At 38.8% G+C, this 24286-nt stretch carries 23 protein-coding genes, 1 pseudogene and 1 riboswitch; of the genes and pseudogenes, 13 read left to right on the forward strand and 11 right to left on the reverse strand.

Features of this window, described 5'->3' with window-relative positions:
• The first annotated feature begins 5 nt into the window (after positions 1 to 5).
• The 5 genes from ACDX78_RS03520 to ACDX78_RS03540 all read left to right on the forward strand — a co-directional run bounded on the left by ACDX78_RS03520 (position 6) and on the right by ACDX78_RS03540 (position 6314).
• Positions 6 to 719: an ABC transporter ATP-binding protein gene (locus tag ACDX78_RS03520; protein ID WP_486025407.1), complete on the forward strand. Its 714-nt coding sequence runs from the start codon at positions 6 to 8 to the stop codon at positions 717 to 719.
• Positions 688 to 3156, forward strand: coding sequence for an ABC transporter permease (locus tag ACDX78_RS03525; protein WP_486025409.1), 2469 nt, complete (start codon positions 688 to 690; stop codon positions 3154 to 3156). The genes ACDX78_RS03520 and ACDX78_RS03525 overlap by 32 nt, the downstream gene beginning before the upstream one ends.
• Positions 3157 to 3168: 12 nt before the next feature.
• On the forward strand, positions 3169 to 3666 hold the full coding sequence (locus tag ACDX78_RS03530; RefSeq protein WP_486025410.1) for a PadR family transcriptional regulator: 498 nt from the start codon (positions 3169 to 3171) through the stop codon (positions 3664 to 3666).
• 247 nt (positions 3667 to 3913) lie between these two features.
• Positions 3914 to 4897, forward strand: a complete 984-nt coding sequence (locus tag ACDX78_RS03535) for an alpha/beta fold hydrolase (RefSeq protein ID WP_486025411.1) — start codon at positions 3914 to 3916, stop codon at positions 4895 to 4897.
• 55 nt (positions 4898 to 4952) lie between these two features.
• A complete protein-coding gene (locus ACDX78_RS03540) occupies positions 4953 to 6314 on the forward strand; it encodes a serine hydrolase domain-containing protein (RefSeq protein ID WP_486025413.1) in 1362 nt (453 codons plus the stop codon).
• 235 nt (positions 6315 to 6549) lie between these two features.
• Here ACDX78_RS03540 and ACDX78_RS03545 read toward each other — a convergent pair whose 3' ends face one another.
• A complete protein-coding gene (locus ACDX78_RS03545; RefSeq protein WP_486025415.1) occupies positions 6550 to 6837 on the reverse strand; it encodes a hypothetical protein in 288 nt (95 codons plus the stop codon).
• A 47-nt stretch (positions 6838 to 6884) separates the two neighbouring features.
• On the opposite strand from ACDX78_RS03545, the gene ACDX78_RS03550 reads away from it, so the two are divergent.
• Both ACDX78_RS03550 and ACDX78_RS03555 read left to right on the forward strand, forming a co-directional pair.
• Positions 6885 to 7070, forward strand: a complete 186-nt coding sequence (locus tag ACDX78_RS03550; protein WP_486025416.1) for a hypothetical protein — start codon at positions 6885 to 6887, stop codon at positions 7068 to 7070.
• Positions 7071 to 7176: 106 nt separating this feature from the next.
• Positions 7177 to 7788, forward strand: a complete 612-nt coding sequence (locus ACDX78_RS03555; protein WP_486025417.1) for a hypothetical protein — start codon at positions 7177 to 7179, stop codon at positions 7786 to 7788.
• A 467-nt stretch (positions 7789 to 8255) separates the two neighbouring features.
• Here ACDX78_RS03555 and ACDX78_RS03560 read toward each other — a convergent pair whose 3' ends face one another.
• The gene (locus tag ACDX78_RS03560) at positions 8256 to 8645 is read right to left on the reverse strand and encodes a hypothetical protein (protein ID WP_486025419.1); all 390 of its coding nucleotides are present in this window, start codon (positions 8643 to 8645) and stop codon (positions 8256 to 8258) included.
• 158 nt (positions 8646 to 8803) lie between these two features.
• Here ACDX78_RS03560 and ACDX78_RS03565 point away from each other — a divergent pair, with 158 nt between their 5' ends.
• A complete protein-coding gene (locus tag ACDX78_RS03565) occupies positions 8804 to 10498 on the forward strand; it encodes a transglutaminase domain-containing protein (protein WP_486025421.1) in 1695 nt (564 codons plus the stop codon).
• Between the two features lie 349 nt (positions 10499 to 10847).
• Here the strand turns inward: ACDX78_RS03565 and ACDX78_RS03570 are convergent, their stop codons facing one another.
• Together ACDX78_RS03570 and ACDX78_RS03575 are read right to left on the reverse strand one after the other, a co-directional pair.
• Positions 10848 to 11501 carry a lysoplasmalogenase gene (locus tag ACDX78_RS03570; protein WP_486025423.1) on the reverse strand — a complete coding sequence of 218 codons (654 nt, stop codon included), beginning with the start codon at positions 11499 to 11501 and terminating at the stop codon, positions 10848 to 10850.
• Positions 11502 to 11556: 55 nt separating this feature from the next.
• Positions 11557 to 12171, reverse strand: coding sequence for a hypothetical protein (locus tag ACDX78_RS03575; protein WP_486025424.1), 615 nt, complete (start codon positions 12169 to 12171; stop codon positions 11557 to 11559).
• A 125-nt stretch (positions 12172 to 12296) separates the two neighbouring features.
• Between ACDX78_RS03575 and ACDX78_RS03580 the strand changes: the two genes are divergently transcribed.
• Together ACDX78_RS03580 and ACDX78_RS03585 are read left to right on the forward strand one after the other, a co-directional pair.
• Positions 12297 to 12977: a phosphoribosylaminoimidazolesuccinocarboxamide synthase gene (locus ACDX78_RS03580; RefSeq protein ID WP_486025426.1), complete on the forward strand. Its 681-nt coding sequence runs from the start codon at positions 12297 to 12299 to the stop codon at positions 12975 to 12977.
• A 198-nt stretch (positions 12978 to 13175) separates the two neighbouring features.
• Entirely contained in the window at positions 13176 to 14591 is a 1416-nt protein-coding gene (locus ACDX78_RS03585) for a YfcC family protein (protein ID WP_486025427.1), read from the forward strand.
• 333 nt (positions 14592 to 14924) lie between these two features.
• Here ACDX78_RS03585 and ACDX78_RS03590 read toward each other — a convergent pair whose 3' ends face one another.
• Together ACDX78_RS03590 and ACDX78_RS03595 are read right to left on the reverse strand one after the other, a co-directional pair.
• Complete coding sequence (locus tag ACDX78_RS03590; RefSeq protein WP_486025429.1) at positions 14925 to 15383, reverse strand: SRPBCC family protein; 459 nt, start codon at positions 15381 to 15383, stop codon at positions 14925 to 14927.
• Positions 15384 to 15466: 83 nt separating this feature from the next.
• Positions 15467 to 15898, reverse strand: a complete 432-nt coding sequence (locus tag ACDX78_RS03595) for a DinB family protein (protein WP_486025431.1) — start codon at positions 15896 to 15898, stop codon at positions 15467 to 15469.
• Positions 15899 to 16187: 289 nt separating this feature from the next.
• A riboswitch (SAM riboswitch) is annotated at positions 16188 to 16290 on the forward strand.
• A gap of 76 nt (positions 16291 to 16366) precedes the next feature.
• Between ACDX78_RS03595 and metA the strand changes: the two genes are divergently transcribed.
• Both metA and ACDX78_RS03605 read left to right on the forward strand, forming a co-directional pair.
• Positions 16367 to 17275, forward strand: coding sequence for a homoserine O-acetyltransferase MetA (gene metA, locus ACDX78_RS03600; RefSeq protein ID WP_486025433.1), 909 nt, complete (start codon positions 16367 to 16369; stop codon positions 17273 to 17275).
• A 308-nt stretch (positions 17276 to 17583) separates the two neighbouring features.
• On the forward strand, positions 17584 to 17964 hold the full coding sequence (locus ACDX78_RS03605) for a VOC family protein (protein WP_486025434.1): 381 nt from the start codon (positions 17584 to 17586) through the stop codon (positions 17962 to 17964).
• Between the two features lie 225 nt (positions 17965 to 18189).
• Here ACDX78_RS03605 and ACDX78_RS03610 read toward each other — a convergent pair.
• The 5 genes and pseudogenes from ACDX78_RS03610 to ACDX78_RS03630 all read right to left on the reverse strand — a co-directional run.
• Positions 18190 to 19075, reverse strand: a pseudogene (locus ACDX78_RS03610) (ISL3 family transposase); the annotation flags it as partial.
• 441 nt (positions 19076 to 19516) lie between these two features.
• Positions 19517 to 20500 carry a BtrH N-terminal domain-containing protein gene (locus ACDX78_RS03615; protein ID WP_486025436.1) on the reverse strand — a complete coding sequence of 328 codons (984 nt, stop codon included), beginning with the start codon at positions 20498 to 20500 and terminating at the stop codon, positions 19517 to 19519.
• Positions 20494 to 21066 (reverse strand): PadR family transcriptional regulator, encoded by a 573-nt coding sequence (locus ACDX78_RS03620; protein ID WP_486025437.1) that lies wholly within the window; start codon positions 21064 to 21066, stop codon positions 20494 to 20496. Before ACDX78_RS03620 ends, ACDX78_RS03615 begins: the two co-directional genes overlap by 7 nt.
• Before the next feature lie 292 nt (positions 21067 to 21358).
• Positions 21359 to 21895 carry a DUF6944 family repetitive protein gene (locus tag ACDX78_RS03625; protein ID WP_486025439.1) on the reverse strand — a complete coding sequence of 179 codons (537 nt, stop codon included), beginning with the start codon at positions 21893 to 21895 and terminating at the stop codon, positions 21359 to 21361.
• A 223-nt stretch (positions 21896 to 22118) separates the two neighbouring features.
• Positions 22119 to 22946, reverse strand: a complete 828-nt coding sequence (locus ACDX78_RS03630) for an aminoglycoside 6-adenylyltransferase (RefSeq protein ID WP_486025441.1) — start codon at positions 22944 to 22946, stop codon at positions 22119 to 22121.
• Positions 22947 to 23172: 226 nt separating this feature from the next.
• Here ACDX78_RS03630 and ACDX78_RS03635 point away from each other — a divergent pair, with 226 nt between their 5' ends.
• Positions 23173 to 23994: a CPBP family intramembrane glutamic endopeptidase gene (locus ACDX78_RS03635; RefSeq protein ID WP_486025442.1), complete on the forward strand. Its 822-nt coding sequence runs from the start codon at positions 23173 to 23175 to the stop codon at positions 23992 to 23994.
• The last annotated feature ends 292 nt before the right edge of the window (positions 23995 to 24286 follow it).

The following is a 24286-nucleotide window of genomic DNA, read 5'->3' on the forward strand; positions in this document are numbered from 1 at the left end:
ATTTTATGATTAATGTTGCCGGTTTAAAAAAAGATTATAAGACAGGGAAAGAAACGGTGCCTGTCCTAAAAGGGGTTGATCTCACTATAGAAGAAGGGGAATTCGTTTGTATTATTGGACCAAGTGGTTCGGGCAAAACAACCTTGCTTCATTTACTGGGAGGCTTAGATACGCCTGCGTCAGGAGCTATTCATTTAAATGGTTCGGAATTAACGTCTAAAAGTGAAAAACAGCGTACGATAATAAGACGGAATCAAATTGGGTTAGTCTTTCAAAATTATCAGCTGCTCCCGACGTTAACGGTCTATGAAAATATTATTTTTCCACTCCATGCTGATGGGAAGAAAGCAACGCACAACGAGGTTCAGGTGCTTCTAGATGCTGTGGGTTTAGATGGGTTTCAGAAAAGATTTCCCCACGAGTTGAGTGGTGGTCAGCAGCAGCGTGTGGCAATTGCCAGAGCGTTAATTCACGAGCCTGCAATTCTGTTAGCTGATGAACCAACAGGGAACTTGGATCGTCAGCGTTCAAGTGACATATTGGATTTACTGGAAAAGTTTCATCAAGAACGGAAACAAACCATCGTCATGGTGACCCATGATATGTTTGCGGCTGGATATGCAGATCGAATTATTTTATTTAAAGATGGTGTCATTGAAGCAGAAGTGAAAAGAGAGGATGACGATTATGCTAAGTTCCTTGCTCGTTTCATGGCGTAATATTACACGTCATAAAAAGCGTTTCTTTTTCACGCTGGCTGCCCTTGTTCTTGGTGTCGCTGTGATGACGAGCATGCTCATTTCAAAGTCTACGTTCTCTAATATAATCGATGAGCAGGAACAGTTAAATGCAGGTGATGCCGACTTTTGGATTCAAAGTAATGATGATGCTTTTTTGGAAATTGACCTGGCGTGGTTACAAGAACAAGCAGAAGTAGAAGAGAAGGTGACGTTATTCAACCAAACAGGCTTTGCGGAGATGGAAACAGATCATCCATCCCAATCCTCTGTCCGATTCACAGGGATTTCTGATTTTGATAATCGTCTTATCGAATTATCTGTAAGCGAGGGAGATGTCACAAAAGAAGGACTCATTATAACGGAAAATACAGCAGCGCTTTTCGAAAAAGAAATTGGAGATCAAATTTCTTTTCAGGATATGGGAAGTTTAGAGATTACAGCTATAGTTCAAGAAGGAGGTATGTTAAATAGTCCAGAAACTGGGGAGGCTGCAATGTTTCAGGATGCTCAAGTGATGATCCCATTAGACACACTTCAACAATGGACCGGTATGGAAGATCGGATTTCCAATGTAAGATTTAAAGTAAATGAAGACACAGATGAGGACCAGGTTTTAGCAAACTATCAATCAGAATTGGAAGGGTCAAATTTATTTGTTCAGCCAATTGTTACGGATAGTCAGCAAAATAATGATTTGTCAGGTCTTTATTATGTATTCGACCTCATTGCTATACTGGCCATCTTCATCAGCTCATTTATCGCTTTTAATATGATCAATACGAGTATTATTGAACGAAAGAGAGAAATCGGGGTCATGAAAAGCCTCGGGTACACAGGTGGAAATGTAGTAAGGCTTATTGGAAAAGAATTGACTTTTCTGGCTGTGATTGGAACTGGTGTGGGTTTGGGACTTGGAATCTGGTTCGGATTATATTTTCAGGAAATATTGGTTTCGTCAATTGTCACTCAAAATATTGACTATGATGTCGTCATCTCGGGACCAGTGATTATATCTGCCATTGTCGGAATCCTATTCCCGTTTTTAGCAGCGGCGTGGCCCATGTACAAAGCAGGAAAAACGCCGATTTTACAAGCGATGTTTGATACAGGTGCAACGCACAATCGGTTTAACCAACTCAGTAAATGGAGAATCATTTTAGGGATTATTTTTACTGGAATTGGACTCATCGATAATATTTGGGCATTTTTGTTTTTATTCGTCGGGCTTGTGCTGTTGTTCCCATTGTGGGTGAGAGGTGTGCAAATCATTGTTCGCCCTGTGTTGACATTCTTATTCCGTTTCTCGGGAAAGCAAGCACTCCGTTCCATCAAACAATTTGAAAAAAGAAATGCAAATACGGCAGCAATGCTCGCGATTGGTGTGAGTTTGGCCCTGTTTATGAGTGCTGCATTGGCATCATTACCCGATGGCATGGAGGATGAAGTTGAAGCAACCTTTGGCGGGGATATCATTGTTGAAAAAGAAACACCATGGATGGATGCTGATCTGGAAATTGCAAGAGGGATGGAAGGTGTAGAGTCTGTAAATCCGTATACAGTAATCCCTAATGTGACATGGTATACAAAATCGGGGGGACTGCGGGAGTTTTCCATCATGTCTTTTTCCGATATAGACAGTGCAGATACCTTTGCAGTAGCAGAAGAAGCGGACGGAGATAGTGATGACCCTTATATTTACATCGGGGAGCGAGCCCTTATGGAATGGGGTGGCGATGTAGGAGATACCTTTACGCTGAATACCCCGGCAGGTGCGCAAGGCTTTTTCGTCAAAGGCAGCGTCCAAACCTCCCATAACACAAGTTATATTGCCTTTGCAGAGGAAACTGTAGTGAAAAATGAACTCAACTGGCCGCATGACTATCATCTTGCGCTGGATGCAGTGGATGAGGCGGCAATTTCAGATGTGGCATTTGCTTTGGAAAGTACTTTTGGCGAGGAAATCAGCAATCTAAATACGATTACTTTAACCAAAGAACAATATACTAGTGGGGTAACAGAAATGGAAGAGTTGATGCAAGGCTTGTTATTATTAATTATTGCCATTTCAGCCATTGGGATTAGCAACACATTATTTATGAATACGATGGAACGAGTAAAAGAAATAGGAACAATGAGGGCGATTGGTTTTACAAGAAGGCAAGTCCAATTTATGATTATAGCAGAAGGTTTATTTATCGGTATTGCTGGAGTGATTGTTGGGGTGCTGTATGGAATTTTAGTTATTTTTCTGAATTCTATTTCAGATGATGCAATGGGATTATTAGACTTTGTCATTCCTTGGAATAGTTTACTCTTAGCCATTGCAGGCGGAATTTTGTTTGCACTGATTGCATCATGGCTGCCAAGCAATTCAGCATCACGTATATCTATTAAAGAGGCGATCAATTATGAGTAAGTGGGGATATTCATGTCAGTAAAACATTCATTGCTCGCCTTATTATACGAAAAATCCAGACACGGCTATGAGTTAAAAACCGGATTTGAAGAACTCGTTCAAGGAATGTGGCCATTAAATGCCGGTCAAGTATATACGACCCTAGACCGTTTGGAACGGGATTTATTAATAGAATCGCCCGGTCATGACAAGAAGGACAGAAAGCTATATACGATTACGCAAGTGGGTAAAGAGGAACTTTGGTCCTGGTTGGAAAAGCCCGTGGAAAGATCCTTGTTGAAGGATGAATTTTACTTTAAGTTTCTTTGTGCCAGTCATGTATCCTACGAAAACAAGCTGAACATGATTAAAAACCAGAAGGAAACAATGTTAAAAGACATTTTGCACCTGACACAATTAAGAAAACAAATGAACCAGTCGGGAAATGAGACAATGAAAATGTTGGTGGAAGGTGCTTTGCTGCATTTGGAGGCGGATATTAAGTGGCTGGATATGATTGTGGAGGAATAAAATAGGTATTGGTTTTTCAAAAAAAGTTGTTTTGCAGTTTTACAATAAAATTATTTGAATTGTCCGTAGTGTTTTTCAACAAAAAATCCTAGCGGAATGAAACCTTATGCAAGAATTATCGTAAGTAAATAGAGAACTGTGCCTGAATTACATTATGAAACTATATTGAAGAAGATAAAATAAATCAAGGACTACACAGTTATTCGAAAAAGCATTGATTAATCATTATTTCCTAGGAGGAAGACCAATGTTTAAAAGCTGGACTCCCCCAATCCGAGATGAAGAAGGAAAGGTTATGGAAAATAGTATCGCTGCACTGGAATCTGTTTGGATAGGAGAGATCAAACAATGGGTTCTCATTCGTGGAGTAAATAAAAACCATCCTGTGCTACTTTTTCTTCATGGAGGACCGGGCTCTGCGCAAATCGGTTTTATTCGGAAATATGAACAAGAGCTGGAAAAACATTTTATTGTAGTCAATTGGGATCAGCGAGGAGCTGGTAAATCAGGAAGGAAGGTCGATTCATCGACCATGAATTTAACGCAATTTGTCGAGGATACCCACGAGTTAATTACCTATTTGCTGTCAAGGTTTGGGCAGAAAAAACTATTTCTTACAGGGCATTCATGGGGCAGTATATTAGGCGTACTTACAGCCCAACAGCATCCTAAAAGCATTTATGCCTACCTTGGCATTTCTCAATTGGTTAATATCGAATTGAACGAACAAATTAGTTATGCTTATGCTTTTGAGAAAGCACGGGAAGCCAATCATCAAAAAGCCATGACAGCTCTATCTAAAATTGGTGCTCCTCCTTATCCAAATTTTAAAGCCATGATGGAACAACGAAAATGGCTGCTGAAATTTTTGCCAATGGAACTTTCATCTGACTATTTACTGCGTGCGATCCCATTATCGACGGAATATAGATTGACAGACTGGTTTTTCTTCTTCAAAAATGTTCTGTGGTCAAATAAGGTGCTTTGGGACGAATTCCTGGCGGTTAATCTCTTTGAAAAAGTTCCTGCATTATCCGTGCCTGTCTATTTGTGCGAAGGAAGCCACGATTATCAAGCGCCATTTGAACTTGCGGAGCAATACATCGAGAAATTAAGAGCGCCATTAAAGGAAATCTTTTGGTTCGAACATTCAGGCCACTCACCGCATATTAGTGAATCCAAACGATTTTCCGAGGTTTGTCTGCGAATTAAATATGCTCATGAAACATAGCTAAAGTATTGAGCAAATGAAGTTTCTTATACGTAATTTAAAAGGAGGAGTAAATGTGGAAAAAGAAATCTACGAAGGGTTTGCTGAATCGCTCATAGACACCCATCAAACCCCAGGAGCAATTATTGCATTGAACAACCAACGTTACGAAAAAGGCTTTGGCTATCGGGATCAGGAAAATGAGTTGCCTGTTACAGCTGACACGATCTTTGGCATTGGCAGTATTACAAAGTCAATGACTTGTATGGCGATACTTCAGCTACAAGAGGCTGGTAAACTATCTATCCATGACACTATTAAAACGTATATACCCGAGATTACGTTCAAAGGAAGTGATGATATCACACTTCATCACGTGATGACCCATACATCCGGTATGCCCCCATTGAATACGCTCTTTTACGCGAATAAGCAATCAATGGAGCGGGATGGTTCATTCGACCTGCAGATTAAGCTGGGCGTCCCCCTTGATCGAGAGCAAGATAGCATTGATACTTACGGGGATCTTATCAACTATCTAAATACCACTCAATTAGACCTTCTTGATCAACCTGGAAGATCATTCAGCTATTCGAACGATGGCTATGCACTGCTAGGTATTATTATTGAACGTGTTAGTGGACAGCTGTATGAACGTTATATGGAGGATAACATCTTTCAACCTCTCGGGATGAAAAATAGTTTTTTTCAACTTGATCGCATTGATGAGCGGGCAGCACGCCTGTACAGCGTTGATCCAACTGCCGATAAGCCAGCGGTTGAATACTCACCTGAATGGTGGGATGCTCCTGCAATGTGGGCAGCCGGTTATGTGAAGTCGACGGCCAATGATATGCTTCGTTTTGGAGATGTCTTTTTGAACGACGGAAATGGTATTTTAACTCCAGAAAGCCTTGATGTGTTAACTTCCAAGCATATTGAAATTGAACCCGGTGTGTATTATGGCTACGGGCTCATTGTCATACCTGACTTTTTTGGAACAACGCTTATTGAGCATGGCGGAGGTATTAAAGGCGTGTCGGCACAGTTTGCAGTATTGCCTGAGAAAGACATTGCTGCCATTTGTTTAACGAATATTGCCGGTGCACCTGCTGAAGCTCTTTTAAAAGGGGCTGTACAAAGTGAAATCGGTATTGAACCTGATAAAGCAGCAATTGAATATGACGATTACGAACTTACTGAGGCAGACCGGCATGCAATCATCGGTACTTATCAGTCTAATGAGGGTCAAATAATCAAAGTCTATGAAAAAAATGCTTCCATTTTTGTGGACTACCAAGGAACCGAAATTCCAACCCGTTCAGTGGGCAAAAGAGCTATCACAATTTCAATGCATGGAACCGAGTACTTGCTGCAGTTTACAGATAATCGTCTTCATTTTGGGTTTAGGCAACTCTTAAAAAATAATAATGAGTAAATAACTAAATTTTCCTAGGATACTTAGAAATTGACTTACTCAACAAGTTCAGCACAATTAAATTCATTTGCTTTTAACATCCGAAAGCCGCATTTTTCGATCGAAAAATGCGGCTGTTTTTAAAATAGTTGTTCGTTTTTACACTGTTAATCGAATATTAGTTTCAGATTTGTTATTCAATAATTAGCCCGATAAATGAAAAAGTCTTACACCATGTTAAAAATTCACCAAACAATTAAAACGCAAAAATAAAGTAGAATGACAAATGCAAAATTAAAACCACCATCACGATTCCCAAACCAAAGATACTTAGTGACGGCAAAACATGAACGGAAGCAAAAACATCGGGAATAAAGACAGCATGACCGATATAGAATATCGCGGCAACAAGCAAAATGACTGCCCATTCCGGAAAACGCTCGCTTAAAGTAACTTTGTAATAATCCATGCGAGCAGCGTGGCCACTGATAATGTAAGGGAACCATTGAGAATTGATATCGATAAAGGATTGCAGTGCGTTCATTCATTTCTTCCATGGTCATATCCGCGAGCAGTTGTCCTTTACCAATAATGACAACTCGGTCAGCAACGGCTTTGCAAGACCAGCCAATACTTGAAGAACTGTGCGATGCCTGCTTTATCCACGGAAAAGCTGCAGACATGCAAGTGGAGAAAAGACACACTTACTATGATTTAATGGCAACAGATGTGATTGAAGGTATTTCCTATGTATATCTCAGCATGGATGACATTTAAATTCAATTACAGGAAGGCTGTTAGCAATGAAAAAATTACCTGAACTTAGGTGAAAAAGTGATTGCGACTGTCATGTAAAGCTGTTATTTTAGAGTGGGGTGAGCATATGGGGAAGATACTTATATTATCGATATCAGCCATGATGACATTTGTTTTCAGTGCCTGTGATAGTGATAATTCAGATTCAGGTATGATTACTGAGGCTGACTTGACAGAACGGGAAAACGCAATCCTTTCGATCACTGCAGAGCAATCCTTTGTATTTGATTACAGTACGGACGGGGAGTATGAAGAGCTGACTGTCTGGGTGGAAAAATATGAGTTTGGCGAACTGGTTGATGATCGGCTTAACCTTCTAAATATGGCAATCGAGGAAGATGGCTCCATAATATTGGCAACTTCCGGGGAAACGGATACGGAAAATCAGCTTTCCTTTCACAATGGAATCAGCACGAATGGTAATGTAGGCGTATCGCGGAATGAGACGACACTACCGGATGAAACCTTCGCTGGCATATGGGGCAGTAATCCGCATGAAATGGATCCTGCTGAAGGAGAGCTGGTTTTTGCTAGCATTTTGTATTCTAGTGAGGAAGGTGGCTCGAGTTCACTTCCTATGAATTTCTATGAGGACGTGGATGAGCACATAAATGAGCTTGAAGAATATGATATTGCTTTTCTGTTGAAGGGTGAGTTTAATAGGGTAGAAGGTGAGTAAAATGATTTCTCTTTTTTTATATTTGAAATTGGTACTATGACTGCTGTCTCCAGGGGGCATGGTATATATGAACTTTTAAAATAATGAAACAGTAAAGAAACGAAGCATCAGCCAAATTGCAATGATTGCAGTGAATTTCATAGTTACAGTCGGGATAGCTACTTTTTTGATCTATTATGCAGGCAATTGGATTGCAGGCTTAATTCAATGGGAGTGGGCCGGTTCGGCTGTTTTCTTCCTTATCGTTATAATCGTAATGACCTTTGCTATTTATTCATTTAACAAGTTGACAGGGAAGATAATGAATGGCGTGTTTTGATCTACATAAATTTGTGTGACTTATGCATTATTCGTTTGGTGAGAGATTATTTTACTGAAACTGCTCTACTATCAATGGATAAAATAATACGAGTAAATAAAAACCAGAAAGAGAGCCCTCTCCTTCTGGTTTAAATATAAATCCACTTTCACGCCTCTTTCACCACAATCGCCTGTGTCAATTTCGTATTTTTACAGTCTTCAAAAGGCTCCTTCTCCACCAATCCCAATTTGATGGCTGCTTCCAGCTTTTCCGTATCAGGCGTTTTTTCCACAATAACAAAATCCTTCAAATTTAGCTCTTCCAGTTTTTCTATCGTTTCTTCTTTATTATACTGAACAGAGCTGCGGATCTGTCGGGAAGCCTGGTAAGGGCCAAGTGTTATGCTGCCTTTTTGTTTTTCTCCTGCATGTTCATCAAAATAACCATGAAGTTTCTTTTTCAGTTGATTCATTTCTTTTTCTATCTCTGTTTTTTGCTGACGCAATGTATAATATCTTTCTAAATCCTCTTTTGTGATCTCTATCTGCTTATTCATATGAAATACCTCCACCATCATCCGGATAGTTCATTTTTATGTTGTGGTGGAACAATTATGACAAGAAAAGATGGAGACTGTTCAAAAAGCAAGTAGTGACATGGCGTGCACTCCATAGTATGATAATAATAGAAAATTCGAAATGGGGAAGGGATTGGATGAGATACAGGAAGATCTTTTATTTGCCAGTAATTTTACTGTTAGTCTTTGCCATAACGGGTTGTGCACCGGGTGAAGAACAACCTGATGAGGTGGTCGATGAAGGGGAACAAGTGATAGCGAAAGAAGAACCTAAGGAAGCAGAAATCGAAAATATCCAGCTTACTGACTATGCAGAGGAAGTCGGTTTTTCCCTTACATCACCGGAGCAGGACAATTTCACGGTAAACACAATAATCAGTCTGGAAGGCGCCATCACGGAAGCGAATAATCTGACTAGTGATCATTTATGGGTAGTGCTTACAGGAGAAGAAGCGTTAGAGGAATTTCCCCAGGATGAATTCAATTACTATGTAAAAATAGAAGATGGCACTTTTTCTCACGATCTGAATTTACATCAAGGCGCAGGGGATTATGAGGTGAGTGTCAGGGCACCTAGTAACAATTTAAATGAAGAAGTTTATTACGAAATGGCAAGCTTTCAGGTAACGAATGAAGATGAAGCGATCGCGATGGATGTCCAATATACGGAATACGGTGTGTTCAACGATGTTCAATTGCAAAGCCCTGAATTGGGATGGCAGCAGGGTGTGGAGGAAAGTGTTTTAATCGAAGGGACTGTTCCTGAAGACCATGCTGGAGATATGGTGCTTGTCCAGGTAGAAAAGGATAATGAGGATAGACAAATTATGTTCCCTATTGAGGATAGCGTGTTTCAAGGCAAGGTTCCTTTATATTTTGGCGAGGGAATTCATCATGTGAGCGTACAAAGCTATGATGAAGCGGAAGGCCTCTATTATGAAGCAGCTTCTTTTTATGCTGATAATCAGGCTGCAGCAGAATTTGCTCAAATGGAAAAATTTAATCAGTACATAGATCGTGGTGTAACATTGCATGAACCGGCTTGGGACACAAACACGATGCAATCGAATCAGGAATATCGTATAGCGGGAGAGATTGATCCCGATATGCCTGGTGCAGAAGCAATCACACATATAATCGTGACTGTGAAAAAGCTGGATGCTGAAGATGAAGAAGCAGGGTATGTTATTCCCATAGAAAATTATCAATTTGATGGAATGGCATACTTCCGTTTTGGTTCAGGGAATTATGAAGTTATCGTCAATGTACCCGATCATGAAAGGCAGAATCAATCCATGTTTTACTTTGAAGGTGTCGCGCGAATCCAGCATGAAGTGATCGACATCCCTGATGAAAGGGGCCTCCTGCCGTCACGCGGGATTGAATCTGAGCACCCGACCATTATAGAACAAGCGGAAGAGATTACCTCAGGTCTGACAAGTCAGCGGGAAAAAGCAAAAGCAATCTATCAATTTGTTGCGCAGCACGTAGCCTATGATGTGGAAAAAGCAGAGGCGGATATTTTCAACATTGACGATAGTGCTTTATCCACCCTTGAGTCAGGTGTTGGCATTTGTCAGGATTATGCATTCCTGGCAACCGCTTTATTTCGGGCCATTGGTATGGAAGCACATTATGTGGAAGGCTATGCCGGAGAACGACATGCCTGGGTGGAAGTCATGGTTGATGGAGAATGGCTGGAAATGGACCCGACCTGGGGTGCCGGCTATGTACAGGACGGAGAGTTTCATTTTCATTATAATGAAGACTATTTTGACCCGGATCCGGCATTTCTCGCTGAAACCCATACAAGGGAAGGGATTATGTATTAGGAAAAATGCTGGAGCGTTTCTTGAAGGTCAGAGGTTAGAGACCAGAATTAAGAATTGTGGATATCTTTACGGTGGGACGAGAATTTAGCGTAGTCCCAAATCGGCGGCTGGCTGATTTCATTATGTTAGTCTCTTCATTTAACTAGCAGATGAAAATTATAAAGCGAACGAGGGGAAATAAAGCATCGTCGTTCGATCGTTCATAAGCGGTATATGCGACCGAAAGAAAATAAAGCATCTTCGTTCGGGAGTTCATAAGTCGTACAAGTGACCGAATGGAAATAAAATATCGTCGTTTGGTACTACATAAGCTGTAGGGCAGATGCCACAGGGTGTCTGCCCTTAGTGTTTACCACACAATACGACGCTTCTGTCCACGAATCGTGCCAAGACTATGAGCAATTAAAAATTGTGCCGTATAATAAGGCACCATAACGAGTACTCCGGAATTGGCAATCGGTGAAACAAACATATTCCAGGCCAGAATGGAATCGGAAATAACAAAAAGAACTCCACCCAAAATAGCCCATAAATTGCCTGTCATCACTGCCGCCCAAGCCATGAATGCAATGACAATAATGTACAGAATTACAGGCACCATCAAACCTTCCTCACCGCCGTTGTTTAGTGCAGTGACCATTTCTCTTCCAATTAAAATGGCATATCCCGCAATCGGAATAATCATCGCAAAACGAATCCATGAAAATGTCCAGCGGGCTAGAAACCCTGCAGTATAAAATAAGTGACCAATAAGAAAAGCTATCAGCCCGATAATAAACCAGTGCAATGTAGCATCCCCGATAATGGAAAAGATCAGCCCGGTGATAATTAGCCATTGTGAGATTGATTTTTCTATGAATAGCTGGCGAAATGCATACATAATGATCATGATCATCGGAATGAGTTTGAAAAATAACGTGAAAATAAATGGCTGATCCGGAATGATAAATAAATAAACGACACTCATCACGAGAATAAGCATTGGCAGTCGGTTGGTCGGCATATGGTCACATCCTTTGTATTATCGTATTGAATCGTTTTTTGAAAATATCATTTCATTAACGGAAAATATACCTGAAAAGCGAATCTTTCGTAAACTCCCCTTTAATCCCGGGTTTGGTTAAAAAATAGTCCACAATCTCTTCCTCAGCGAGACCGACTTCTTTTAGCCCGCGCGAAATCATAGATAAATAAGTAGGTGGGGGAGTAGTGAAATCATAGTCCCCCATTGCATTAGAGCTAGTAAATGTAAACATGGGAGCATCTTCTGCTTCTCCCAAATAAAGCACTCTGCCATACCATCCAGCCGTTAAGTCAACGTAGCCCCTCTCAATAATATCTTTCACATTAATATTTAGGGAATCCATATTGTTTTCCTGTTCCACGACTTCCCCGAATTGCTCATCCGTAATCAGGTACTTTCTTGCAAATGTAGTAGCATTATGATCTTTTTGATGACCAATAAAAGCAACCCCGCCTTTGCCCCACTTGCTTTTTTCTCTCATGAAGTATAAAGGGAAGGGGAGCTTGGTTTTTTCTACTCTTTTCGGTGAAGTCTGATTCACGCAGCCCCTCTCCACTTTATTGGAACCTTCAGGTATGCCGCCTTCAATATAACAGGAAAAACGGCTTTCGCTGATGTTGGAACCGTAGCTCACATACCATACATCCAACACTTAACCCCCTTCTACTTAAAATTAAGATTACATCATGTGTTGCTCTTATGATAACATAAAAGATATGACGAATAACGTATCGTACAGTCATGAAAATCAGAAGAAAAAGTGAGGAGTCGGCCATGAAACGTTTGTATGCTGGAAAGACAAAAGACGTATACCAACTGGAAGACGGAAATTACTTATTAAAATTCAAAGATGATGTCACCGGTGAAGATGGTGTCTTTGATCCCGGCGCTAATACAGTCGGTCTTACAATGGAAGGTGCGGGTCGAGCAGGACTAAAAATGACTAAATACTTTTTTGAAAGGTTAAAAGAAAAAGGAGTCCCCACTCATTTCATTGATGCAAATATAGAAGATACGACGATGACCGTCATTCCAGCTTCTGTATTTGGAGAAGGGCTGGAAGTCATCTGCCGTTATCGGGTCGTAGGCAGTTTTTTCCGCCGCTACGGGAAATATGCAGAAGAAGGACAAGCATTGGATGCTTTTGTAGAAGTCACTTTAAAAGATGATGACCGTCAAGACCCCCCAATTAGTGAAGATGCCCTAGATATGCTGGGTATTTTAACAAAAGAAGAATATGAAACGCTTAAAGCATTGACGGTAAAAGTCTCGAACATTATAAAAAAAGCATTTGCTGAAAAAGGAATCGAGCTCTACGACATTAAACTGGAATTTGGCAGGGATAAAAATAATAATATCCTGCTTATCGATGAAATTTCCGGCGGTAATATGAGGGCTTATAAAGGTGGAAAATACATTGAACCATTGAAATTGCAAAAAATAGTAGCGCCGTAAAAGCAATCACTCACAACACAGGACAAAGGGAATGTTCCCTTTGTCCTGTGTTGTGGTTTCATAAAGATGGATAATATCAAAATTAATAATAAAAAAGAAAAGTTTTGAATACATTACTTCATTTATGTTTGACAAAATGAAATTTTTATCTATAATTATAAATATTATTTTTATAAAGAGGGGTTAGGGGGACATGTTATGGCAAAAAAACCAACAAATAAAGAAACGAAAAAGAAACGTTGGTTAAAAGTTCCGCATGTTTTTGTCTTGTTATTTATCATTGTTTTATTTGCAGTGGCTTTAACGTACATTATTCCTGCAGGTGAATTCGAACGGGCGGAGGATCCGGAAACAGGAAGAGAACTCGTTCAGGAAGAATCCTACCAATACGTTGACCAACAGCCGGTTAGCATTTTTGAAATCCCCGGATTATTTATAACGGGGTTGAATGAAGCCGCAGATATTATCCTTTTTATTTTTGTAGTGGGAGGAGCGTTTCAAATAATTACAGCCACAGGCTTATTTGATACGGTGGTTAAAAAGATTGCCGCCTTGCTTGGAAATAAGCAAGTACTCATTATACCTATATTCTTAATTGTTTTTTCCATTGGCGGATTTACAATAGGAATGACTGTGGAAGGTCTGGCGCTGGTCCCTCTTGCAATAGCGCTGGCAAGATCGCTCGGTTATGATTCGATCACTGGTTTATCGATGGTTTTTATTGGGATGTATTCCGGGTTTATAGCCGGGTTAATGAATCCTTTCAACGTGGGGGTTGCCCAGCAGATTGCGGAAGTGCCTATATATTCAGGGATGTGGCTGAGGGCAATACTTCTGATTGTCCTATTAATTGTCGCAAGCATTTATATTATTCGTTATGCAAAGAAAGTAAAGAAGGATCCATCCAATAGTATTGTGTATGATATGGAATTAAATGCAAAAGACGAGCATTATGAATTGGAAGATGTCCAGTTCCAACCAAGACATTATTTTGTCCTTCTTACGGTTATGACAGGGCTTGGTGTGCTGGTTTGGGGCGTCATGACTGAAGCCTGGTATATAAATGACATTGCAGCTCTCTTTCTTGCTATCGGTATTATTGGCGGTCTAGTTGCCAAACTTTCGCCGAGCCGGATTGCAGAGGAATTTATCATCGGAGCAAAAGCATTTACATTAGGTGCGCTAATTGTTGGTGTGGCTAGAGCAATTCCTGTGGCGTTAGAAGACGGCATGATCATTGATTCGGTCATTAACGGACTGGCTAATTTTGTCGTGATTTTGCCGGAGAGCGTACAGGTTTTAGGAGTATATGGCATCCAGACGATTATTAATTTCTTTATTAATTCCGGCTCCGGTCAGGCGGCTGCCACGATGCCGATTATTGCCCCGCTGGGTGATTTGGTTGGCATTACAAGACAAACAGGGGTACTGGCATTTCAATTGGGAGACGGATTTACGAATCTTATCTTTCCTACAGGTACGACACTAATGGCCTACCTTGCAGCATCTGGTGTTCCCTATGAAAAATGGGTGAAATTCATTTGGCCGCTGGTTCTGATTTTTCTTGTTATAGGAGGTATCTTTGTGGTGTTTGCACAAACGATTGGATACTAAAAATGTTTCCTTCCCCCTCTCGGCCTTAAGACGGAACTCTCCCTACTTATAAAGTAGGGTTTTTTTGTGCAGAAAAATCAATCTCCATGCCGAAGTTAAAAAGCTGCAAACAGGGTAAACTTTAAGTAGAAAATAAAACATGAGAGGAATGGTGTTACATGTATAACGATATTTATAGAAGTGCTGCAGCGGATAATGTGAGGGATATGAGGAAAAGAGCCATGGAACATCGGCTTTATTTGAATACAAAAAAAGAAAAAAAGTCTGGCTTCTCAAAGAGATTATTTGGATTTCGAAAAGGAGCGTAATTAAAACAAGAGATAGCAATTCATGCTATCCCTTGTTTTCTTTATTTATCTCTCTGATTCTTTCGGCAACTGCCCTGGTTAAATCCGTCGCTGTTTTTGGAACAAAGGATGTGAGTACAGGGTTAATTACTGGTGCTTTCAAGCCGGTTGCCGTAATATCCAGGTTTCCGGTCATTTTTGTATTCGTTTCGTCCAATGCGACGCCTTCAAAATATCCGCTGCCAGTAAACTTTTCATTTTTTCCTTTTAAATCAAAGGTCACTTTGGTAGGCTCCTCCCAGTTGGTAATCGTGACCTGCAGCTTAATTTTTCGTCTCAGAATACCGATATCCCCGTAAAATTCCCAGTTTGACTGTGTATCATTAAGAATGTCATGATCAATATAACCAGGAACCAAAGGAGCCCAATTATTCATATCGCTTACGAAATCCCAAATATTGTGTATGGAAACGTTTATTTCTTCTTGGTGTGTTCCGCTAGGCATAGTGCATTTCCTCCTCTTTTGCAGTAGTATATATTACTTCGTTCCCTATTTATTTGCTGGCTGAAACTTCACCACAACTAATGTCATCTCAAACCCCAATCCTGCTCCCATTGCCTGGGAAGAGAGAATCCTGCCTGTTTCAAAGCAACATAATACTGCCCCTGATGAATCCCTTCATGCTGGATTGCTGTACCTTGTAATTCGATGATAGACAAATATTCTGTCCCCATTTTTATGTATTCAAAATTTGTCTGTTCAAATGCAGCAGCTAAAGTATCCCTGCTTTTTTCCAATTCAAGCATTATATCTTCTGTCACTGGTAATTTTCCAGGAAATTGGATGGCTCCGGAGATGAGTCCTTCACGGTATACATTCCTTACTCGAATAATATGGATAAACAGTTTCCTCAATGTGCCTAATTCAGGTATAAGTTTATTATTCCACTTGTCTTCCGGGATGTCCTTTGCTAAGGTATTAGTCATGTTGGCGGCATATAAAAAAGCTTTTATATTCATACTTTTCCGCTCCTTTTAAAGAAAGAACATACCATGCATGATTCAATCTTCAGGTCTATTCTATACAGATGTGCTAAAGTTTATGTATATCGTTATATAATGTGTTGAGTCAAAATGGGTTGTCCATTTTGGTTTCCGTGTATCGAACTTTGTTTGTTTTACCAAACGTTTATATTAAGTATAAATCATTGAACTCAAACGGAAAAGATACTTTTTTAAATGGAAGATCCCTATTTTTGTAATCCTCTTTCTTTTTGCCATAATTTCATATATACTGTAACTAATCGAATAGTTATTCAGAGTGACTGAGAGACTTGGCTCAATGACGTCACAGCAACCTACGAATAGTAAGGTGCTAAAACCAACAAAGCGGATGCTTTGGCTGATAAAATGGGAACTCCCTTTTGGCAATCAAAGCTAAAGAGGGATTTTTTTATTTTAGTAAGCAATCTAAAGGAGAGATTTTCTTTGCCAATCAATATACCAAAAACACTCCCTGCAACAGAGGAATTGAAGCAGGAAAAGATATTTGTGATGGATGAGGAGCGGGCGAAAACACAGGATATCCGTGCACTGAATATCCTTATGCTCAACCTGATGCCGGAAAAAGAAAGAACCGAGCTGCAGCTGCTGCGTGTATTGGGAAATACCCCATTGCAGGTGAATGTCACCTTTCTGCGTATGGCATCACATGAATCGAAAAATGCCAGTAAATCACACCTGGATACATTTTATACGACCTTTGATCAAATCAAAGACCGCCGTTTTGACGGAATGATTATCACCGGCGCCCCGATTGAACATTTGCCATTTGAAGAAGTGGATTATTGGGAAGAACTAACGAAAATCATGGACTGGACAAAAGAGCATGTGACTTCTGTGATGCATATTTGCTGGGGAGCACAGGCTGCTTTGTATCACCATTACGGAATTGGTAAACACGAACTACAGAAAAAATGTTTTGGCATTTTCGACCATCAACTTACCGATCCAACGGTAAAACTGGTGCGTGGTTTTGATGAAGCGTACCGTGCTCCACATTCACGCTATACCTCCGTGTCGATGGAGGAAGTGAAGAATCATCCTGATCTCACGTTGCTCTCGTTATCGGAGGAAGCAGGCGTATTTATGGTCATGTCCAAGGACGAAAAGCATATTATGCTCACAGGACACCTGGAATATGATGCGACAACACTGGCTGAAGAATACCAGCGAGATATCGAGAAAGGTGTAGATATAGAAATTCCACAGCATTATTTTCCGGGTGGTGATGCAAACAGGCGTCCGCTCAACACATGGCGTTCCCATACACATTTGCTGTTCTCAAATTGGCTGAATTATTATGTGTATCAGGAAACACCTTATGAGTGGGATTGACTTTTATTGTAGGGGTCTTTAGATTTAGTCTCGATAAACAACGTTTTCTCCAATATTTATAACGATCTCTGCCCTCGTTTGGGTTAGCTGTGTCCCATATTCAGTAAAATTCTTCTTTGAGTTCATGTGTTAGGTTACAATAAAGTCCTTTACTGAACAATAATGTTTACTTTACAAAAAGGTTCTTTACTCAGGCTGTTATTATGAGATAATCATTATCTCTATTTATACTTTTAGCAATCTAGAAGAAGTCCGATCAGATATATGTGATAATCTTAAGATAATCTAATCTCAGAGGAGTGTTTTCAATGAAAAATCAAGCAACACCATATTTTCTGTTCGATGGAAATGCTAGGGAAGCATTAGAATTTTATAAGGAAGTATTTGAGGGAGACGTGTCAGATATTCAAACTTTCGGTGAGGCTGACTACCCGACCCCTCCAGAAGCGAATGACAGAATTATTCATGCCCGATTTAAAAAAGACGATTTATTCATAATGTTGTCCGACACATTTCCAGGCCAGGAGGTCAAGACGGGCAATCATATTTCATTAGCTCTAGAATTAGAAAGTGAAGAAGAAATTCAAAAATTATATAATGCACTGAGTCAAAAAGGTTCAGTGTTAATGGAGTTACAGGATACTTTTTGGGGGGCGAAATACGCTAAATTAAAGATAGCTTCGGGGTGATTTGGGATCTGAATTACACACAATCCTAATCTGACACATGAATTGTGTAGGTGGATATATGAAGCAGATCAAAACAATAACGGTGGAAAAAGTAAATATCTTTTTTGTCATTAATTTGGTGTGAGATCTTCAGGTTAAAGTCAAAAGTAAACAACTATTTTTTGAAACAGCCGCATTTTTCAACGGAAGAATGCGGCTTTCGGCTGTTGAAAGCAAACAACTTTATTTGTTCCGAACATCATGAGCTTCCTTTAGTTCAGGGATATTACCTAACCAACAAGTTTCCAAAAGGAATGCGTCTCGTTCATTCAAGACATGTTTACGTTTGAGAAGAATATATCTCTCACGCATTAGAGTACGCCTTTCTTTGGCAGTCATATTGCTTTAAGTGATTTTCTAACGTTGTCTACGGATTGATTAGCCATACGAACTACATGAAATTTATCTATAACTACTTTAGCCTGTGGTAAGACAGTATTTACTGCATCTTTGTAAGGCTTCCACATATCCATTTTGACGTATTCAACGTAATGCGTATCACTAATTTCTGAAAGTCGTTGTATTACAGTTTCTTTCTTACGGTTAGGCTTAATATCAAAAATAGTTTTTTGTTCAACATTGGTCAGTACAAGACGGGGTTTACGGATAATATGTATTTCATCTATTCCAAACCATTTAGGAGTATCAAATCGTTATTCTCGTTCTTTGAATGCCACATGATCTTTAAAAACGTTTCTAACGGTCTTCTCATCTACTCCAACGCTTTCGGCTACTTCCACAAAGATCTTAGACATGGATTGTTCTTCAATGGACTATAACAACCTTTTAGTTATACTACGCTTTTCATCAATGGATATAAGTCTTTCCCAAAATGTGGAACCACACTCACAACATTTGTAACGTCTACGATTTACTTGTAAGCCTACTGCTTTAAACGAATAGGCAAGTCCATGATCAGTTGTTTTCGTGAACTGTGTTTGTACAGTTTGTTAAAACCGCATTCAGGACAATGTTCAGGTGTGGTTTGATGGCTTCCACTTAAACATCATGTCGGTTTCATTTTCGGTGGTTCTATTGTTTTAAAGTCTGGTAGGAATAATAGGTCTGACAAATTGTTCATCCTTTACTACTCTGTGGTGTTAAGGTATCAAGTATTGATTTGATTTCGAAATCAGTATTGTTAAATATTTATTGTGACCACAATTTGCTCTTAGAACATCCCATAAACCAAACCATTTATATAATGGCTGATCGGAAAATAGTGCGGAAATGTTCCTTTTGTAGACTTTGCTTAACTAATGCAACCCGTTAATTGAACGTGAAAGTGATACTTATTCAACAATCGCGCGCCGTTTGTATAAACGTTTAGTAAAAGAAGTTGCAGTTATTTTCTCTCCGTATAAACGGATCAATATAACTAAAAAATTGTTGCTGTGAAATTTCTTTAAATTGAGTGTGAGAATCAACTCCTCTATATTTCCGCTACGTTTATTAGCTCACCAGTTATCATGAATCCAATTTTCTAAAAACTCATTTTTTGAAAGCATTGCAGTCAACTGATTTTTGATAGTTGATTCATTGCTTCATATTCTTTGTTTGATAACTCTAAAAGAATATCAGAAGCCTGATTTAGGAATAGTAATTCATGAGTCTCTCCAGCCTTTTTGATAAGCTTGGATACCTCCTCCCACATAGGTGCGATTTCAGTAAATAGATTATATCCATTTTGTAAAGGAGCATGATCAACTATACTCAAACATTCTTTTAAGAAATCTCTGTACATATTTCTAAATAGGGAACCTCCAGTTCCTCCCCGCTCCATTAGTGTGGCTGCTAACACTAAGTCATCCTCAATATTTTCACTTCTCTCAAACCACTTCTTAATCTCTACACTTGTTTTCTTAATACCTTTATAGCCCAAATTTTTGATAGGAGGATTCATATAATCTAAAGCGTTATTTTTGATTGCTTTTATAATCACATCCTTTAAATTTGGTATATCCTCTTTTTTCTTAATGGTATAAGATAGATTTTTTGAAGACATTGGACCTTTTTCGTTTCTTGCCAATGCCAAATTTTCAAGACTTGTTTTTACCATACCACCCTGTTGCTTTGTATCAACCAGGTAGGCAAAACTATCGTCATATCTATACATAGCCACATAATGACCAGCAAAATGTACCTTATTAGTGAAATAATCCAAGTAATAACTGTCAAGCTTTAATCCTACAATCATTCCTTTATCTATGTTCTGTTTAACATTTTCCCAAGCTTTATTTTTGGAAGAAGTCTCTTTTACCTCCATTTGAAGGTTTAAATTATTTACAATGTTACGGGTAAGAAGATCTGGTTTCACTCTTCCTCCAATAAACGGAAAGTCCATATTTTTCATATCCCAATATATATAACCTAATCCTTCACCAATGCCAAACAACATCGCTTCAGACATTTCAATCCCTAAACTTTTCAACAAACTTCCGGTAGCGGTAGTTTCACAATGTTGGCCAGTAAAAGGCGAGAAATTTTTTATTAACATTTATCCATCTCCTTATCATTATTTTTTTCCAATAAATCTTTTATTAAGATGTCCATAAACTCCATTTCATTTTTAATTAATAAAAGAGGGTGCCTGAATAATGCTTGCACGTGAAAAGGTAGACTTATTCCGCCTTGTGTCTCAAATTTTTTATTAATGTTTTTTGCCACTTCAGAAAGGAAATCTTTTCTTTTTTGGAGTGCTTCCAAAACTTCCTCTGTGGTTAAGAAGGGCATACTCGCAAGAGCTAAATCGAATCTGTTATCTCTTTCTCGTGTAGATGATAGAAATTCTAAAGTATTCTTTTTTAGTAATTTTGCACCTGTATCTGTTACTTCAAATTTCCTTGGCGTTGGTCCTCTACCTTGTTTTGATGTATCTAAATAGGAATTTACAAGGTGCTTTTTACTTAATTTTTTTAAACCAACATAAATAGATGTAGACCCAATATCTCCCCACTCCCTATAACCTCGCTCTATTATTAACTGATTAATTTCATAACCAGAAACCTTCTTCTGTTCAGAGATAATCTGTAAAAGCATAAACTCAACGTTAGTGATTTCCATAAAATATCCTTTCTTATATTATACTATGACGTAATATTACACCTGTGTAATATTAAAGTCAATGAAAATTTGTTAATGAAAATGACAATCCCTTAGCGCAAGATTATATTTAAAAGTATCACTCGTATTTGATTGATACTATTGATTGACACAACATTCCACCAGATAATCCTCCGAAATTTAATTGATATTTACATTATACTATAGGGATTCATATTTAGTTGACATATCAGGTTTTAACGTTTTTAGTCAAGAAGTCTCCCACTTCAAGCGTAGCTAAGTGGCGAGTAGTTCACTTTTTACTTTGAACCAGAGCTTGAATTAAGGCGCCAATGGCTTGTATCCAGCTGCCAACAAAATTAATATTTTGTCCCTGTTTACCTTTCAGCTGGATAATGCCTGATAAACCTTGCAAAGCATTTCCAATCGATTGAAGCAAGGCGCCGTAAATGTTATATAGCGTATTCATAGAGATCTCATTTGTATCCAATAAATCTGGAAGGGACATGCCGCTTCCGACAGATTGGAGCAAATTTCCTTTTATCGTTAATTCTGCCTTCGTTTCTTCATTAAATTGAATTAATATTCCGCTAACAACGGTGGAATTTCCAATAGCTTGCAGCTGGTTACCGAGTTTATTTAAAGTAATATTTTTTTCGCTGTCGGCAGCTAAAGCACTGCCTGTGGCTTGCATTACATTTCCTAATAAATCTAAATTAGTCTGCATCGTTTCATTAAATCTGGAAGCAGGGGTACTTGCTATAGCGGAAAGAATGGTACCTATGGCTGAATCCCATGAGCCAAATAATGCTTTAAGATTATTATCCATGTTAACGCCCTGCCTTAAGATATTTAATAATAATCTATTCTAATGAGCGCGATTTGTAACCGCTAATGACTATCGCCGCACCTTCCGATGATTTTGTGTTTCCTTAAATATCTTGTTCTTAGTCCATTTGCTTTGGATCATGGCAGAGAATCAGCATGCCATCAAATTTTCAGGGTGAAATTAATATATTTTATCTGCATCCAATGGTAATGTTTGAACATGTTCAAGGTGCTTCGTCATCTTCTATTGGATAGGTGAAACTCAGCTCTTCAGCAATTTCCATTGCAATCGCCCTAAACAACTCACAGGCCATGAATATGGATTCCCAAAAACCTCCATATTCATGATTTGCGTAGGTTTTTTCATACATATGCCAATATTCCTCAGGAAGATACTGTTTAAAATACTTACCCATTTTTCCAACAGAAACCTGAAAATCATGTTTGTTTCCAACCCACCAGGAGACCACCTCATCCAATCTTTTTCTAACAGCACAATCAAACATTTGCTTTGCATATGGCAGTTCATCCCGCCATATTCCTTTTGCCACGTTTTGCAGGCACCACCAAAAGTCATTGCATGAGCTTGAGAATTCTGCTTTTGTTGGCATTGGGACATGGTAATCAATATCCGTGGGAGGGGGAATGAACTGCAAAATACCATCTTTATCCAATAAAGGAGCTGTCAGCTTTTCACTAACATAGTTTTCCTTCACAGCCTCTCTTGTTTCAATATGCAGGTCAATTCGGTTTCCGTCTGTAAAAAGCATTAAGTAACCATAAGATTGATCAAAATTCACTGGTTTATCGAGTAACTGGTCATTTTTATCCGGTTCCTGGATCATCAGCAAATCCCCAAAAATGTTTATCCAATTCCTATCTCTGATAAAGGGTGCTGTCTCCGTTACCACATAAACAATATCATAGTCCTGAAAAATATCTTTTGGCACATCAGGATTTGTCCTCGAACCATTCATGTATACCGCCCGAATTCGCTCGTCATCGTTCGCGGTATTGATGATCAGGTCCATCATTTCTTTTTCTGTTCTCATTACATTCCCCTCCGAAAATTAGTTGCGTGGACGGCAGTTTAGTGTGTTTTTCCATCCATCTTGTTCCATACCTGTGTAAAAGATTATTTTCATTTTAACATAGGCTTGCCTGATAACTGAACTAGTGCTAATGAAGGATAGAATTTCATCCTGTGGTCTGAAGATTAGGGGCTCCAAGAATAATATAATTCATTACAAACGAATAACTGAAAAGGAATGGATTATTTTGAAAGAGAAAAAAGCATTAAAGAGCCCATTGGTCAGTTTTATTATCACTAGTTATGTAATATTTCTTGTACTTTTTATGATAATCGGCATAAGTATGGTTTTAGGTGCGTCTGAGAGCATGACAAGCATGTTGCAAATTATTTCTGCATGGTCATCAACCTTTGCATTTGTTTTTTTATTTAAAAAGATCTATCCGGGGGTACGATTAAGGGATTTTGTGAAAGGTCAATTTGCTGAAAGAATAAGCTTTTCGGTTCTCGGCACCGCAGTGATTATTCAAATTATCATTATTGCTGTGACTATATTTCTGCTATCTATTGATACTCAAAACTTATCATTATCATTTACTAGTGTCGGACTATTGATTATTGCATTCCTGGATAATTTAGTAAGAGGGCCTTTAGGTGAAGAATTGGGTTGGAGAGGATATGCATTAAATGAACTTCAAAAAAAGTACTCCCCTTTGAAGTCAGCCCTCATAGTAGGTGTCTTATGGGGATTTTGGCACACGCCACTTTGGTTTGCCTCGGGCTATACGGGATTGGATTTAATTAAGTACATCGTGCTTTTTATGATTGGAATTATATCATTTTCGATTATCGTAACGCTGTTTTATAACCTTAATAAAAACCTTATGGTACCGATTATTATTCACCAGCTATTTAATTTTTCTCTGGTGTTGATTCAAGGAGATTTATTAGACATTTTGGTATATGTTATGCTTTCTTATTTTGTTGTCTCTATGATTTTAATTGTTATCAATCCAAAGGAAGTTCTATATAAAAAAGGTACATATACAGCATTTGACTTTCATAAATGAACAGTATATAAAGTACTTTGAAATTTGTTAATGGAGGGGATTATAAAAATGCAATCAAACAGACTTCATTTCGTAATATTGAACACGCGTAATAAAATACGTTCAATGACTCTGTAAGCGATCAGAGTAAACGGGATAAGTTTGTCCATTTTTAATAATTCTCAATAAGTGTATAGATAAGGAGAAAGGTGGATCATTCTGTCTTTCTCTTTTTTATTGGTATAGGAAATTATAACTTTTAGGGTCTGTGGATATTTTTTTATAGGAATAGCCACGTCCAGCTCCAGCGCCC

This window comes from Virgibacillus oceani (assembly GCF_041521345.1).
Lineage (GTDB): Bacteria > Bacillota > Bacilli > Bacillales > Amphibacillaceae > Virgibacillus_N > Virgibacillus_N oceani_A.